The organism is Arthrobacter sp. 05T444, from assembly GCF_056395905.1.
In genome coordinates, this window is record NZ_JBFTKK010000001.1 from 468,812 (window position 1) to 481,121 (window position 12,310).

Annotated in this window: 13 protein-coding genes; 7 read left to right on the forward strand and 6 right to left on the reverse strand. The window is 66.6% G+C overall.

Annotation, left to right across the window (positions count from 1 at the left end):
* From AC1DD3_RS02135 to AC1DD3_RS02165, 7 genes are all read left to right on the forward strand, one after another.
* Window positions 1-672 carry a ribonuclease HII gene (locus tag AC1DD3_RS02135; protein ID WP_230116800.1) on the forward strand — a complete coding sequence of 224 codons (672 nt, stop codon included), beginning with the start codon at window positions 1-3 and terminating at the stop codon, window positions 670-672.
* 109 nt (window positions 673-781) lie between these two features.
* Window positions 782-1,108, forward strand: coding sequence for a DUF2469 domain-containing protein (locus AC1DD3_RS02140; protein ID WP_003806068.1), 327 nt, complete (start codon window positions 782-784; stop codon window positions 1,106-1,108).
* A gap of 124 nt (window positions 1,109-1,232) precedes the next feature.
* A complete protein-coding gene (locus AC1DD3_RS02145) occupies window positions 1,233-1,589 on the forward strand; it encodes a YraN family protein (protein WP_476880848.1) in 357 nt (118 codons plus the stop codon).
* Window positions 1,589-3,133: a YifB family Mg chelatase-like AAA ATPase gene (locus AC1DD3_RS02150; protein ID WP_476880849.1), complete on the forward strand. Its 1,545-nt coding sequence runs from the start codon at window positions 1,589-1,591 to the stop codon at window positions 3,131-3,133. The genes AC1DD3_RS02145 and AC1DD3_RS02150 overlap by 1 nt, the downstream gene beginning before the upstream one ends.
* A gap of 53 nt (window positions 3,134-3,186) precedes the next feature.
* A complete protein-coding gene (gene dprA, locus AC1DD3_RS02155) occupies window positions 3,187-4,329 on the forward strand; it encodes a DNA-processing protein DprA (RefSeq protein WP_230117038.1) in 1,143 nt (380 codons plus the stop codon).
* 75 nt (window positions 4,330-4,404) lie between these two features.
* Window positions 4,405-5,331 carry a tyrosine recombinase XerC gene (locus AC1DD3_RS02160; RefSeq protein WP_230116797.1) on the forward strand — a complete coding sequence of 309 codons (927 nt, stop codon included), beginning with the start codon at window positions 4,405-4,407 and terminating at the stop codon, window positions 5,329-5,331.
* A gap of 339 nt (window positions 5,332-5,670) precedes the next feature.
* The gene (locus AC1DD3_RS02165) at window positions 5,671-6,174 is read left to right on the forward strand and encodes a DUF3145 domain-containing protein (protein WP_230116796.1); all 504 of its coding nucleotides are present in this window, start codon (window positions 5,671-5,673) and stop codon (window positions 6,172-6,174) included.
* 69 nt (window positions 6,175-6,243) lie between these two features.
* Here AC1DD3_RS02165 and AC1DD3_RS02170 read toward each other — a convergent pair whose 3' ends face one another.
* The 6 genes from AC1DD3_RS02170 to AC1DD3_RS02195 all read right to left on the reverse strand — a co-directional run.
* Window positions 6,244-7,479 (reverse strand): beta-ketoacyl-[acyl-carrier-protein] synthase family protein, encoded by a 1,236-nt coding sequence (locus AC1DD3_RS02170; RefSeq protein ID WP_230116795.1) that lies wholly within the window; start codon window positions 7,477-7,479, stop codon window positions 6,244-6,246.
* A 173-nt stretch (window positions 7,480-7,652) separates the two neighbouring features.
* Entirely contained in the window at window positions 7,653-7,898 is a 246-nt protein-coding gene (locus AC1DD3_RS02175; protein WP_230116794.1) for an acyl carrier protein, read from the reverse strand.
* Window positions 7,899-7,979: 81 nt separating this feature from the next.
* Window positions 7,980-9,068: a beta-ketoacyl-ACP synthase III gene (locus tag AC1DD3_RS02180; protein ID WP_230116793.1), complete on the reverse strand. Its 1,089-nt coding sequence runs from the start codon at window positions 9,066-9,068 to the stop codon at window positions 7,980-7,982.
* Window positions 9,065-9,994, reverse strand: a complete 930-nt coding sequence (locus tag AC1DD3_RS02185) for an ACP S-malonyltransferase (RefSeq protein ID WP_476880850.1) — start codon at window positions 9,992-9,994, stop codon at window positions 9,065-9,067. Before AC1DD3_RS02185 ends, AC1DD3_RS02180 begins: the two co-directional genes overlap by 4 nt.
* 88 nt (window positions 9,995-10,082) lie before the next feature.
* The gene (locus AC1DD3_RS02190) at window positions 10,083-11,327 is read right to left on the reverse strand and encodes a PucR family transcriptional regulator (RefSeq protein WP_230116791.1); all 1,245 of its coding nucleotides are present in this window, start codon (window positions 11,325-11,327) and stop codon (window positions 10,083-10,085) included.
* Window positions 11,328-11,510: 183 nt separating this feature from the next.
* A partial coding sequence (locus AC1DD3_RS02195; protein WP_476880851.1) for a transketolase-like TK C-terminal-containing protein occupies window positions 11,511-12,310 on the reverse strand: 800 nt, incomplete at its 5' end.

Below are 12,310 nucleotides of genomic sequence, written 5' to 3' on the forward strand. Positions count from 1 at the left end.
ATGTCTTTAGCACCAACCCTCGACTATGAGAAACGCTTCCTTCCCCGGGGAGCGCGGTTCCTGGCCGGCGTCGACGAAGTAGGCCGCGGTGCACTCGCCGGGCCCGTGAGCGTGGGCATCGCCGTCGTGGACCTGCGCCAGATGGAACTGCTGGCGGACGTCCGGGACAGCAAGCTGCTGAAGGCAGCCGACCGTGAACGGCTGGACCCGCTGGTCCGCGCCTGGAGCGTGGCCTCTGCCGTGGGCCATGCCTCCGCGCGGGAGATCGACGAGCTGGGCATCATGGGGGCTCTGCGGACGGCAGGAAACCGCGCGTGGTTTGAGATCCTCGGTGCAGGGATCACTCCGGACGTCGTGCTGCTGGACGGGAGCCACAACTGGCTCTCGCCGGCCGCCCAGCCGTCCCTGTTCGAGGAAGCCGTGGAGGATCCGGGCTGTGACGCGCCCGTGCATACGCTGGTCAAAGCCGACATGCAGTGCCTGAGCGTCGCCGCAGCGAGCGTTCTGGCCAAGGTTGAGCGGGACCAGATGATGCGGCAACTGCACCTTGAGTACCCCGCCTTCGGCTGGGACGTCAACAAGGGCTACGGGACCGCCGTCCACCGGGAAGCCATCCGGCTTGCTGGCCCCAGCCCTTATCACCGGGTCAGTTGGAACCTGCTGTCCGAATAATCAGTCCGCGCAGTCTGTCCGCGCGCGGGGCAGGTTGCCGCCGTTACCGGGAACTGGGTGCGCCGGTCACGTGTGAGCGTGGGCCCGCTCCATGGTGCAAGATGGAACCATGAGTGCCGAGGATCTTGAAAACTACGAAACCGACATGGAGCTTCAGCTCTACCGTGAATACCGCGATGTCGTGGGGCTGTTTAGCTACGTGGTCGAGACCGAACGCCGCTTTTACCTCGCCAACCACGTGGACCTGCAGGCGCGCAGCGCCGATGGCGAAGTCTACTTCGACCTGACACTGCAGGACGCCTGGGTCTGGGATGTCTACCGCTCCGCGCGGTTCGTCAAGAGTGTCCGGGTCATCACTTTCAAGGATGTCAACGTCGAGGAGCTCCCGCGCAACGAGGAGCTCGCGCTGCCCAAGGACGTCGACCTGGGGAACTGATCTACCCGCCGTTTGGGTGCACTGTTCCTCCACACCAGTCCGTTCGGCCCTCTGTTTCCCACATAGCTCTATAGGCCACTGTCCCGCGTGACGCCGCCCCCGCAGTCTTGTTGCGGAGGTAGAAATGAAAGCCAAAGACCTGCTGGGCCGGCGCGGGGAAGAGCTCGCGGCGGAATATCTGGAATCAATGGGCATGCTGATCGTGGAGCGTAACTGGCGCTGCCATGACGGTGAGATCGACATTGTGGCGCTGGACGGTGATGTCCTGGTCATCGCCGAAGTGAAAACGCGGCGTTCCCTCGCGTACGGCCACCCCTTCGAGGCGGTGGGCGCAGAGAAGCTCGCGCGCCTGCACCGGCTGGGATCTGCCTGGTGCCGCGACCGTGAGCTCCGGATGCCGCTGCGCCGGGTGGACGTCATCGCGGTTGTCGACGACGGCGTGTGCCCGCCCACGCTTGAGCACCTCAAGGGTGTGGGCTAATGGCGCTCGGAAGAACGTATTCGGTGGCCCTCGTGGGACTAAATGGCTACATCGTGGAGGTCGAGGCCGACATCGGCCAGACACTGCCCGCATTTGTGATTCTTGGCCTGCCGGACGCTGCCCTCAACGAGGCCAAGGAACGGATCCGTTCAGCGGCGCAGAACTCTGGCATTCCGCTTAGCCGGCGGAAAATTACGGCCAACCTGATTCCGGCGTCCCTACCCAAACGCGGTTCCGGCTTCGACCTCGCCATCGCCATGGCGGCGCTGAGCGCAGCTGATGACATCCGGACGACCGGCCGTACAGTCTTCCTCGCCGAGCTTGGCCTGGACGGGCGGCTGCGGCCTGTACGCGGCGTCCTCCCGGCAGTGATGGCTGCCGTCCAGGCCGGCTATCCGGACGTCGTGGTGGCGCAGCCCAACGCCGCCGAAGCGGCGCTGGTTCCCGGTGCACGGGTTCAGAGCTATAAGACGCTGGCGCGGCTCGCTTTCGACTTCGGGGCCGACCCCCTGGAGCTCGCCCTCGATTTCGAACCGGAGGACGAGGCGCCCGGCGAGGAAGCCGATCCCGCTGGTGGGGCGAACCCCGACATGTGCGACGTCTCCGGACAGGGGGACGCACGCCGCGCCCTGGAGGTCGCTGCTGCCGGCGCCCACCACCTGTTGCTCATGGGTCCACCCGGGGCAGGCAAGACCATGCTGGCGGAGCGCCTGCCTGGGCTGCTGCCTGATCTGGGCGACACCGAGGCCATGGAAGTGACGGCCATCCACTCCCTCTGCGAGCTGCCGTCTTCGTCATTGCAGCTGGTCCGGCGTCCGCCGTTCGAGAATCCGCACCATACGGCCACGTCGGCTGCCATTATCGGCGGCGGTTCGGGCCTGCCACGGCCGGGCGCGGCGTCCCGCGCACACCGCGGGATCCTGTTCCTTGACGAGGCGCCGGAATACGAACGCAGGGTGCTTGACGCCCTCCGCCAGCCCCTGGAGAGCGGCGAGCTGGTCATTCACCGTTCGGCCGGCACCGCAGCCTACCCGGCACGCTTCCAGCTCGTCCTCGCGGCAAACCCGTGCCCCTGCGGCAAAGCGTCGGGCAAGGGCATCGAGTGCATCTGCACGCCCACGATGCGTCGCCGGTACCTGGCCCGCATGTCCGGTCCGCTGCTTGACCGGGTGGATATCCAGTTGCAGGTGGAGCGCGTCTCGCTGGCAGACTTCGGCCAGTCCGGCGGGGAAGAGGACACACCTACAGTCGCCGGCAGGGTCTGGGCGGCCCGGACGCGACAGCTGCAGCGGCTTCGCCCGTTGGGGATGGAAACCAACTCCCAGGTTCCCGGGCGGGTCCTGCGGGGTCAGCTGAGGCTGTCTTCGGCAACCACGCGAATTCTGGATCAGTCCCTGGAAAGGGGCGTTCTGACTGCCCGCGGCTACGACCGCGTGCTCCGCCTCGCTTGGACACTGGCTGACCTCGCCAGCCGGGAGCGTCCGGACATCAATGACATCGGACAGGCGTTGAACCTCCGGCAGGCTGCCTCGGCAGCCGCCTGAAAGGAAACAAATTGCAGAACGAGAGACTTGCACGCGCGGCCCTCTCCAGACTGATGGAACCCCAGGATGCTGCAGGCCTCGCCCTGGTGCACGTTGCGGGGGCGCTGGACGCCCTGGGGATCGCCACAGGGGAGCTGAGTTACGGCCCGGCGCTCGAACAGGAAATCACCGGTGTCCTGGCTGAACATGGCTCTGCGACCTCCTGGACCGGCATGACCGCGGCTCTAAAGCGGTGGGCGCCCCGGATCCCGGATCTCGCACCCGAACGTGACCTGGCGACTATGCAAAGGCTGGGCGGCCGCATGATCATTCCGGAAGACGAGCTGTGGCCCGGGCAGCTCGCAGACCTTGGCCTCCACGAACCAATCTGCCTGTGGTGGCGGGGAACGGAGATGGAACTCCCGCCGGCGGCAAAATCCATCGCTTTGGTCGGATCCCGGGACAGCACCAGCTATGGAGCCGCGGTGACCGGAGACCTTGCCTACTCTCTGGCGCAGCGGGGCTTCACAGTGGTCTCCGGAGGCGCCTACGGTGTTGATGCGCACGCGCACAGAGCAGCTCTGGCGGGCGGGTCGGGGGCCGTGCCGACCATCGCCGTGATGGCCGGGGGAGTTGACCGTTTCTACCCGTCGGGCAACGAGGACCTGCTCCGGGCTGTGGCCAACCAGGGTGCAGTGCTTGCGGAGGTTCCGCCCGGTTCGGCCCCAACGCGCTACCGCTTCCTTCAGCGCAACAGGCTCATCGCGGCGCTCGCTGCCGTGACTGTGGTCGTGGAGGCCAGATGGCGTTCCGGAGCGCTCAATACGTCTCACCATGCGGAATCTCTCGGCAGATCTGTCGGGGCCGTGCCGGGTTCCGTGCACAGCGCGAACTCCGCTGGCTGCCACCGGCTGCTGCGGGACGGAGGCGCCGTCTGTGTGACAGACGCGGGGGAGATCGTTGAGCTGGCCGCGCCCAGCGGCGAATCCTTGCCGGAGTTGAGGGACGGCGGCAGCGCAGTCCACGACGGCCTGACGCTGGAGGACTTGATCCTGCTCGATGCGCTGCCGCTGCGGTCCACCAGTTCAGTGGAGAAACTGTGCATCGTGGCTGGTCTCGGTCCGGAGTCGGTCCGCGCGGGGCTCGGCAGGCTTGGCCTGCTGGGACTTGCAGTGTCCGAAAGCGGCGCGTGGAAGCGATCCAAAAACGCCGGCTGATTACGATGCAAACCCACGCCACGGCTCGCCGGGAACAATTCTTGATTGCCTGCCAAATGCTGGGACAGTGAGGGGGTGGAGAAAGACAAACTGCCGCCGGCCCTGGCGCAGGCAGTCAGCGCCTTCGGCCGGTACCTGACGGGTGAACGGGCACGTTCGGAGCACACGGTCCGGGCATACCTGTCGGACGTCGGCAGCCTGCTCGAACACGCGGCCGGCGAGGGGATCCGCGAGCTCGGCGAAATTGAGCTCGGGACCCTCAGGCGCTGGCTCGGCGCCCAGAGCGACGCCGGCATCTCCCGCTCCACCCTTGCCCGCCGGTCCGCCACGGCACGGACCTTCACGGCCTGGGCGCTCCGGGAGGACCTCATAGGGGCCGACCCGGCGCTTCGTCTGAAGGCGCCCAAGAAGGAAAGCTCTCTGCCTGGGGTGCTTCAGCAGCAGCAGCTCGTCAGGCTGCTGACCGAACTGCAGGAGGCAGCCCAGGACGGTTCCCCGATCGCCTTGCGGAACCGGGCAATGGTCGAACTGCTGTACGCCACAGGAATCCGCGTCGGCGAACTGGCAGGGCTGGACGTCGATGACCTCGATCCGGACCGCAGAACCTTGCGTGTCCTAGGCAAAGGAAACAAGGAACGCACCGTGCCGTACGGTCTCCCGGCTGCGCTCGCCGTTGACGACTGGCTACGCCGCGGACGCGGAAAGCTCGTGTCTGCGGGAAGCGGACCCGCGCTGTTCCTCGGTATGCGCGGCGCCCGCGTGGACCAGCGCCAGGTGCGGAGCGTGGTCAGGGGTCTCTTCGAAGCCCTGGGGGACACCGCTGCTACCGGCCCGCACGCGCTGCGCCACTCGGCAGCCACGCATCTGCTCGACGGCGGAGCAGACCTCCGGGCCGTGCAGGAAATTCTGGGCCACAGCAGCCTGGCCACCACACAGATATACACCCATGTGTCAGTCGACCGCCTCCATAAAAGCTACCAACAGGCGCATCCCCGGGCGTAAGGCCTGCACGCGCGGCCTGGCCGGACCGGAATTCGTGACTGCGGCCGGTTTCAGTCCCTGATGTGACTTCCACCCCTGGCGGAGATCCGCAATTCCCCTCGGCGTGGTTCCACGGCTCGCCGAATTCCACTGGCGTAATTCGACGGCGTACGGCACAATAAGAGCCAAGTCCGGCAACTTTCAAGTTGTGCTTTAAGCCTCTGGCTTTAGCTGCCTTGCGGGTCCGGCATTATTTTCATAGATTGGCAGGAATTACCGGCACCACGCGGCGCCCGGAGCATCAGCAGTTCGTCCATGCAGGTCGTTGGGGAAGACGTACCTACAGCTATGGAGGATGGAATGTCTGATGCAATGACTCGCGGTGTGCTGTTTATTCACTCGGCGCCTACCGCACTGTGCCCTCACGTTGAGTGGGCCATCGGATCTGTCGTGGACAAGCGGACAGATCTTGAGTGGACCGCTCAGCCTGCCGCGCCCGGAATGTTCCGTTCGGAACTGTCCTGGACCGGCGCGCAGGGGACAGGTGCGCAGCTGGCGTCTGCCCTCCGGGGCTGGGCACATCTGCGCTTCGAGGTGACGGAAGAACCGAGCCCGGGCGTGGACGGCGGCCGGTGGTCCCACACCCCCGAGCTGGGCATCTTCCATGCCGTCACAGACGTCCACGGCAACATCATGGTGTCCGAGGACCGCATCCGCTACGCCTACGAGTCCGGTGCGGGCGACCCCTCTGCGGTCTACCACGAGCTCTCCCTTGCCCTCGGCGAGGCGTGGGACGAGGAACTTGAACCCTTCCGGCACGCGGCCGAGGGCGCACCCGTCCGCTGGCTGCACCAGGTGGGCTGACACGCCACCTCCATAGCAATGAAGAAGCCCCCGCCAACCGGCAGGGGCTTCCTCATTGGTCAGGTGCGGTCACACGCTGCGGACGGCGATGACGGCGTTGTGGCCGCCGAACCCGAACGAGTTGCTCAGCGCCACGATGTCTCCGGCGGGAAGATCGCGGGAGGAGGTGACGACGTCGAGCGGGATCTCCGGATCCTGGTTCTCAAGGTTGATCGTGAGAGGGGCCTTGCGCTCATACACGGCCAGCACCGTCAGGACGGCTTCAACGGCGCCGGATGCGCCCAGCAGGTGGCCCATCTGCGACTTGGTGGCGGACACCGCCACGTCATCCACGTGCGATCCCAGGGCGGCGCGCAGCGCGGTGTACTCGGGCTTGTCACCCACAGGGGTGGACGTGGCGTGGGCGTTGACGTGCACCACGTCCTCGGCCTGGATCCGGCCGTCGAACATGGCCGCCTTGAGGGCGCGGGTGGCGCCAAGGCCTTCGGGGTCAGGCGCGGTGATGTGGTAGGAGTCGGACGTCACGGATGTGCCGGCCAGTTCGGCGTAAATCCGCGCTCCGCGGGCCAAGGCGTGCTCCTCGGCTTCGAGCACCAGGGCGCCTGCGCCTTCGCCCATGACGAAGCCGTCCCGGCCCAGATCGTAGGGGCGTGAGGCGTGCTCTGGATCGTCGTTGCGGCGGGAAAGCGCCTGCATCGAGGAGAACGCGGCCAGCGGCATCGGATGGATGGCAGCTTCGGCGCCGCCGCACATGACGACGTCGGCCTTGCCAGAACGGATGAGGTCCAGGCCGAGGTGCAGGGCTTCCGTGCCGGAGGCGCAGGCGGAGACGGGCGTGTGCGCTCCCGCGCGGGCACCCAGGTCAAGGCTCACAGCAGCGGCCACGCCGTTGGGCATGAGCATGGGAACGGTCATGGGCAGGACCCGGCGGGGCCCCTTCTCCTTCAGCGTGTCCCACGCGTCCAGGAGAGTCCACACGCCACCGATGCCCGTGGCGAAGGCGACGGCAAAGCGGTCGTGGTCAACTTCGGTGATGCCGGAATCAGCCCAGGCCTCACGGGCGGCGATGACACCGAACTGCGTTGAAGGGTCCATGCGCTTGGCTTCAACGCGGCTCAGGACCGAAAGGGCAGGGGTGGAGCAGCGGGCAGCGAAGTGGACGGGCAGTTCGTATTTGGCTACCCAGTCGTCCTCAAGCGTGCGGGCGCCCGAGACCCCCTTCAGTGCGTTCTTCCACATCGTGGGTACATCGCCGCCGATGGGCGTGGTGGCACCCAGACCGGTAATGACTACTTTGCGTGTCATGGGATCACTCTCTGTCGGTGCGCGTGCCGTGTCCTGTGCTGCCGGGCCTGGTGCCTGAGCTGGGGGCGTGCGGAGGGGGTCTGCGAGAAAATTTGTGATGGTGCATCGGCTGGCCGGCCCGGATTGTTGCGGGCCGGCCAGCCGGGTTCAGCCGGAATGCGGCTGGAGCCTGTTTAGGCCTGTGCGTTGGCGATGAAGCTGACTGCGTCGCCGACGGTCTTGAGGTTCTTGACCTCTTCGTCCGGGATGCGGACGCCGAACTTTTCTTCAGCGTTGACCACGATCGTCATCATCGAGATGGAGTCGATGTCCAGGTCCTCGGTGAAGGACTTGTCCAGCTCGACGGCGTCGGCGGCCAGGCCGGTTTCTTCGTTGACGATTTCAGCCAGTCCGGCCAGGATCTCTTCGTTGCTAGCCATTGATGGCTCCTTTTCTTGTTATTGCCGGCAGGGGATGCCGGAAATGGGGCAAACCGCGGTTGCGGCTTGGTTTGTGGATTCCTACGGAAGGACGATTACCTGGGCGCCGAAGACCAGCCCGGCGCCAAAGCCGATCTGCAGCGCAAGGCCGCCGCTCAGCTCCGGGTTTTCCTGAAGCAGGCGGTGCGTGGCCAGCGGGATGGAAGCGGCCGAGGTGTTGCCGGCCTCTGCAATGTCCCGGGCCACGGTCACGGTCTCGGGCAGCTTGAGCTTCTTGGCCATCTCATCGATGATGCGCATGTTGGCCTGGTGCGGAACGAAGGCAACGAGGTCTTCGGCCTGGATGCCGGCGGCGTCCAGGGCCTGCTGGGCCACCTTCGCCATTTCCCAGACGGCCCAGCGGAAGACCGTCTGGCCGTCCTGGCGCAGGGTGGGCCAGATGGCGGCCTCGGTAACGGCTTCTTCGTCGGAGCTGAGGGCGGTGCCCTGCTGTGCTCCGGAGTGCGCGAGTGACCCGGAGCGCGCAGCGGAGAACTCCCGCACGTCCAGCAGCGAGTGCGTCATGCCGATCGCGTCCCACTTGCTGCCGTCCGAACCCCATACGGACGGGCCGATGCCCGGCGTCTCGGAAGGGCCGATCACCACGGCACCCGCGCCGTCACCCAGCAGGAAGGAAATGGTGCGCTCAGTGTTGTCAATGACGTCGGACAGCTTCTCGGCGCCCACAACCAGTACGTACTCTGCCGTTCCGGAGCGGACCAGTGCGTCACCCTGGGCGATGCCGTAGCAGTAACCGGCGCAGGCAGCTGAGATGTCGAAAGCCGGAGCCGGCGTCGCGCCGAGCCGGTCAGCGAGGCTCGCGGCCGCTGACGGTGTGGCAAAGGGGTGCGTCACCGTGGAAACGATGACGGCGCCAAGCTGGGAGGCCTCGATGCCGGCCTTCGCCAGGGCCTCGCGGGCTGCGCCTTCTGCCATGTCGATCACGCTGACATCAGCAGGGGCCCGGTGGCGGGTGATGATGCCGGTGCGTTGGCGGATCCATTCATCAGACGAATCAATCCACTGGCAGACGTCCTCGTTGGTCACGATCACATCGGGGCGGTAGGCGCCGATGCCCAGAATGCGGGTGTGTTCGTTGACGGGCGACTGCTTCAGCGTGGGAACGCTCATGCCTGTCCCTCCAATTCTGCGAATAGTGCAAGGGCTGCGGACAGGTCACCGGGGGTTTTCACGGCCACGGTCTTGACGCCTGGCATGCCACGCTTCGCGAGGCCGGCCAGTGTGCCGGCCGGTGCCAGTTCAATGAGGCCGCTGACGCCGCGCTGCACGAGGGATTCCATGCAGAGATCCCAACGGACCGGGCGCGACACCTGGGCGATGAGGCTGTCGACCGCGGCGGTGCCGACGGTCACTTCCTTGCCGTCGAAGTTGGACAGCAGCGGAACCGCAGGAGCCTGGGGCTGGAGCTCCGGACGCAGGGCCTCCAGTGCGCTCACGGCCGGTGCCATGTGTGAGGTGTGGAACGCGCCGGCAACCTTGAGCGGAATGACCCGGGCCTTTGCCGGCGGGTTCTCCGCCAGGGCCCTGAGCTGGTCGAAGGTGCCGGCGGCGACAGTCTGGCCAGCGCCATTGACGTTGGCTGGCGTGGCGCCGGCTGCTTCGATGGCCGCCAGGACCTCGGCCGGGTCGCCGCCCACGACGGCGCTCATGCCGGTGGGCGTGACGGCGGCGGCTGCAGCCATGCTGTTGGCACGCTTGCGGACAAAGGTCATGGCTTCTTTTTCGGTAAGCACGCCGGCGAGGGCGGAGGCCGTGATCTCGCCCACCGAGTGCCCGGCCAGGATGACCGGCAGGGTGCTGAGCTCGACGTCGAACAGGGCCTTCGCTGCCACGAGTCCGGCTGCGACAATCAGGGGCTGCGCCACGGCAGTGTCCTTGATGGTCTCCTCATCCGAGGTGGTCCCGTGCGCCGTGAGGTCGATGCCTGCGATTTCGCTGAGGGAGGCCAGATGGCCTGCTACGGAAGGCAGTTCCAGCCAAGGGGCCAGGAAACCGGGGGTCTGTGAGCCCTGTCCAGGGCAGACGATTGCAAGCACGTAACCAGCTTTCCAAATTACCGCGTGAATCAAGGGTGTTTGCGTACACCAAGCTCACTGGGTCAGTTTGTAGGAAGTCTACAACGGTTCAGTTCTGGTTCCGCCCCGGCTGGCGCTCCACGGGGGCCTTGGGCGGCGTGGAAAGCCGGCCCACGACCAAGGCGGCCTGAAGCACGAAGGCTTCCCGGGGGAGCAGCGGATCCCAGCCCGTCACGTCACAAACCCGCTTGAGCCGGTAACGGACGGTGTTGGCGTGGACGAACAGTTCGCGGGCGGTCGCCTCCAGCGAATGCCCCAGTTCCAGGTACGTGCCGAGCGTTTCCACCAGCCCGTTGGAGGCTGCCACGAGGGGCCGGTAGATATTTTTCACGAGCGACCGGCGCGCAGCGTCGTCCCCGGAAATGACGCGCTCGGGAAGCAGGTCATCGGCGGCCACCGGGCGGGGCGCCGACGGCCACGCGCGGGCAGCGGTGAGTCCGGCGAACGCCGACTGCGCCGACCCGCTCGCCTCCAGCAGGGAACTCGCCTCGGCGCCGTACACCACAGGCCCGGGTGCGAACATCTCGCTCAGCTTCAGGTACGCCGTTTCCCGGTCGTGGACGCCGCCGAGAATCAGGATGAGGCGGTCGCCCTGGATCCCCACCAGGGCGTCTTCGGCGTACCGGCCGGCGGTGCGGCGCAGTTCACTCACGTAGCTGGCGCTGGGCTCCGACGGCGAGTTCCCCACCATCACGGTGAACCGCTCCTGGGCCTTCCAGCCGAGGGCCGCGATTCTGGACCGCAGCGCGTCCGTGTTTTCACCGCGGAGGATGGCGTCCACGATCAGCGCCTCCAGCCGGGTGTCCCAGGAGCCCCGCGATTCGGCAGCCCTCGCGTAGACGTCCGCCGCCGCGAACGCCACCTCGCGCGAGTACCGCAGCACCGCCTCACGCAGCGAGGGCTGGTCCGCTTCGGGGGCGATGACCGGGACCTGGTCCTCGACCACTTCCACCACGATCCTGATCAGCTGCAGCGCCTTCTGGAGGCTGATGGAACGGGTGAGCTCCGTCGGTGCCGTGCCAAAAACGTCGGTGAGGATCCAGGAGGGGGAGCTGGGGCGCTCGTACCAGGTGACGAAGGCTGCGATGCCGTTCTGAGCCACGAGTCCGAGCGCCGAGCGTTCATCGGAGCTGAGCCGGCTGTACCAGGGCAACGATTTTTCGAGCTGGCGCATGGTGGTTGTCGACAACTGGCCAACACTGGCCCTGAGCTTCTTCAGGGTCTCCGTCTTTTCCGGTGTCATGCTGCGTGACGCCGGTTTGCGCTTTGCGGGGGCGGGTGTTGGCTGGGGCATGCATCGAGCATACGGCGCCTGCCCTGCAACCTCCATTTTGTGCGAAGGCTACAACTGCGGTTGTGCTGTGTCACAGCGGATCAAAAGCACCCCAACGACGACGGCGGCCCCCACCTTCGGGTGAGGGCCGCCGTCGTGCGTGTCAGGCAGTTGCTGGAGCCGCAGGCGTCCAGCAGCCGTTGGCTAGGACTCGCCGCCCGCGTTGCCGGTGGTGCCGGCGTTGACGTTGTGCAGGCGGTACTTCTCGATGGCCTGGGCAGGTGCCTGGGCGTCAACCTCACCGCGGCGGGCCAGCATCTCCAGCGAACGCACCACGATGGAGTGGGTGTCGTTCTTGAAGAAGCGGCGTGCTGCGGCGCGGGTGTCGGAGAAGCCGAAGCCGTCGGCGCCGAGCGAAGCGAATTCGTTCGGCACGAACTGGCGGATCTGGTCCGGAACGGCCTTCATGTAGTCCGAGACCGCGACAACAGGGCCGGTCGCGCCGGCGAGCTGCTGTGCCACGAACGGTGTCCGCGCGGGCTGTCCGGGGTTGAGGAACGCTTCCTCCTCGGCAGCCATGCCGTCGCGGCGGAGCTCGTTCCAGGACGTCACGGACCAGACGTCCGCGGAGACGCCCCAGTCCTCGGCCAGGATCCGCTGCGCGTCCAGCGCCCACGGAACCGACACGCCCGAGGCCAGGATTTGCGCACGCGGGCCGTCGATTTTGGCCGGTGCCAGCAGGTAGATGCCCTTGATGACGCCTTCTACGTCCAGTTCGTCAGGTTCGGCCGGCTGGACGATGGGCTCGTTGTACACCGTGATGTAGTACATCAGGTTCCGGTCAGTGGAATCCGGGCCGTACATGCGTTCGATGCCGTCGCGGACGATGTGGCCCATTTCGTAGCCGTAGGCGGGGTCGTAGGTGACCACGGCGGGGTTGGTGGAGGCGAGCAGCGGGGAGTGGCCGTCGGCGTGCTGCAGGCCTTCGCCGGTGAGGGTGGTCC

Excerpts from the sequence above, each read along its gene's own strand:
- AC1DD3_RS02135 (WP_230116800.1), top strand. The coding sequence starts at position 1 with ATGTCTTTAGCACCAACCCTCGACTATGAGAAACGCTTCCTTCCCCGG.
- AC1DD3_RS02140 (WP_003806068.1), top strand. The coding sequence starts at position 782 with ATGAGTGCCGAGGATCTTGAAAACTACGAAACCGACATGGAGCTTCAG.
- AC1DD3_RS02145 (WP_476880848.1), top strand. The coding sequence starts at position 1,233 with ATGAAAGCCAAAGACCTGCTGGGCCGGCGCGGGGAAGAGCTCGCGGCG.
- AC1DD3_RS02150 (WP_476880849.1), top strand. The coding sequence starts at position 1,589 with ATGGCGCTCGGAAGAACGTATTCGGTGGCCCTCGTGGGACTAAATGGC.
- dprA (WP_230117038.1), top strand. The coding sequence starts at position 3,187 with ATGGAACCCCAGGATGCTGCAGGCCTCGCCCTGGTGCACGTTGCGGGG.
- AC1DD3_RS02165 (WP_230116796.1), top strand. The coding sequence starts at position 5,671 with ATGTCTGATGCAATGACTCGCGGTGTGCTGTTTATTCACTCGGCGCCT.
- AC1DD3_RS02170 (WP_230116795.1), bottom strand. The coding sequence starts at position 7,479 with ATGACACGCAAAGTAGTCATTACCGGTCTGGGTGCCACCACGCCCATC.
- AC1DD3_RS02175 (WP_230116794.1), bottom strand. The coding sequence starts at position 7,898 with ATGGCTAGCAACGAAGAGATCCTGGCCGGACTGGCTGAAATCGTCAAC.
- AC1DD3_RS02180 (WP_230116793.1), bottom strand. The coding sequence starts at position 9,068 with ATGAGCGTTCCCACGCTGAAGCAGTCGCCCGTCAACGAACACACCCGC.
- AC1DD3_RS02190 (WP_230116791.1), bottom strand. The coding sequence starts at position 11,327 with ATGCCCCAGCCAACACCCGCCCCCGCAAAGCGCAAACCGGCGTCACGC.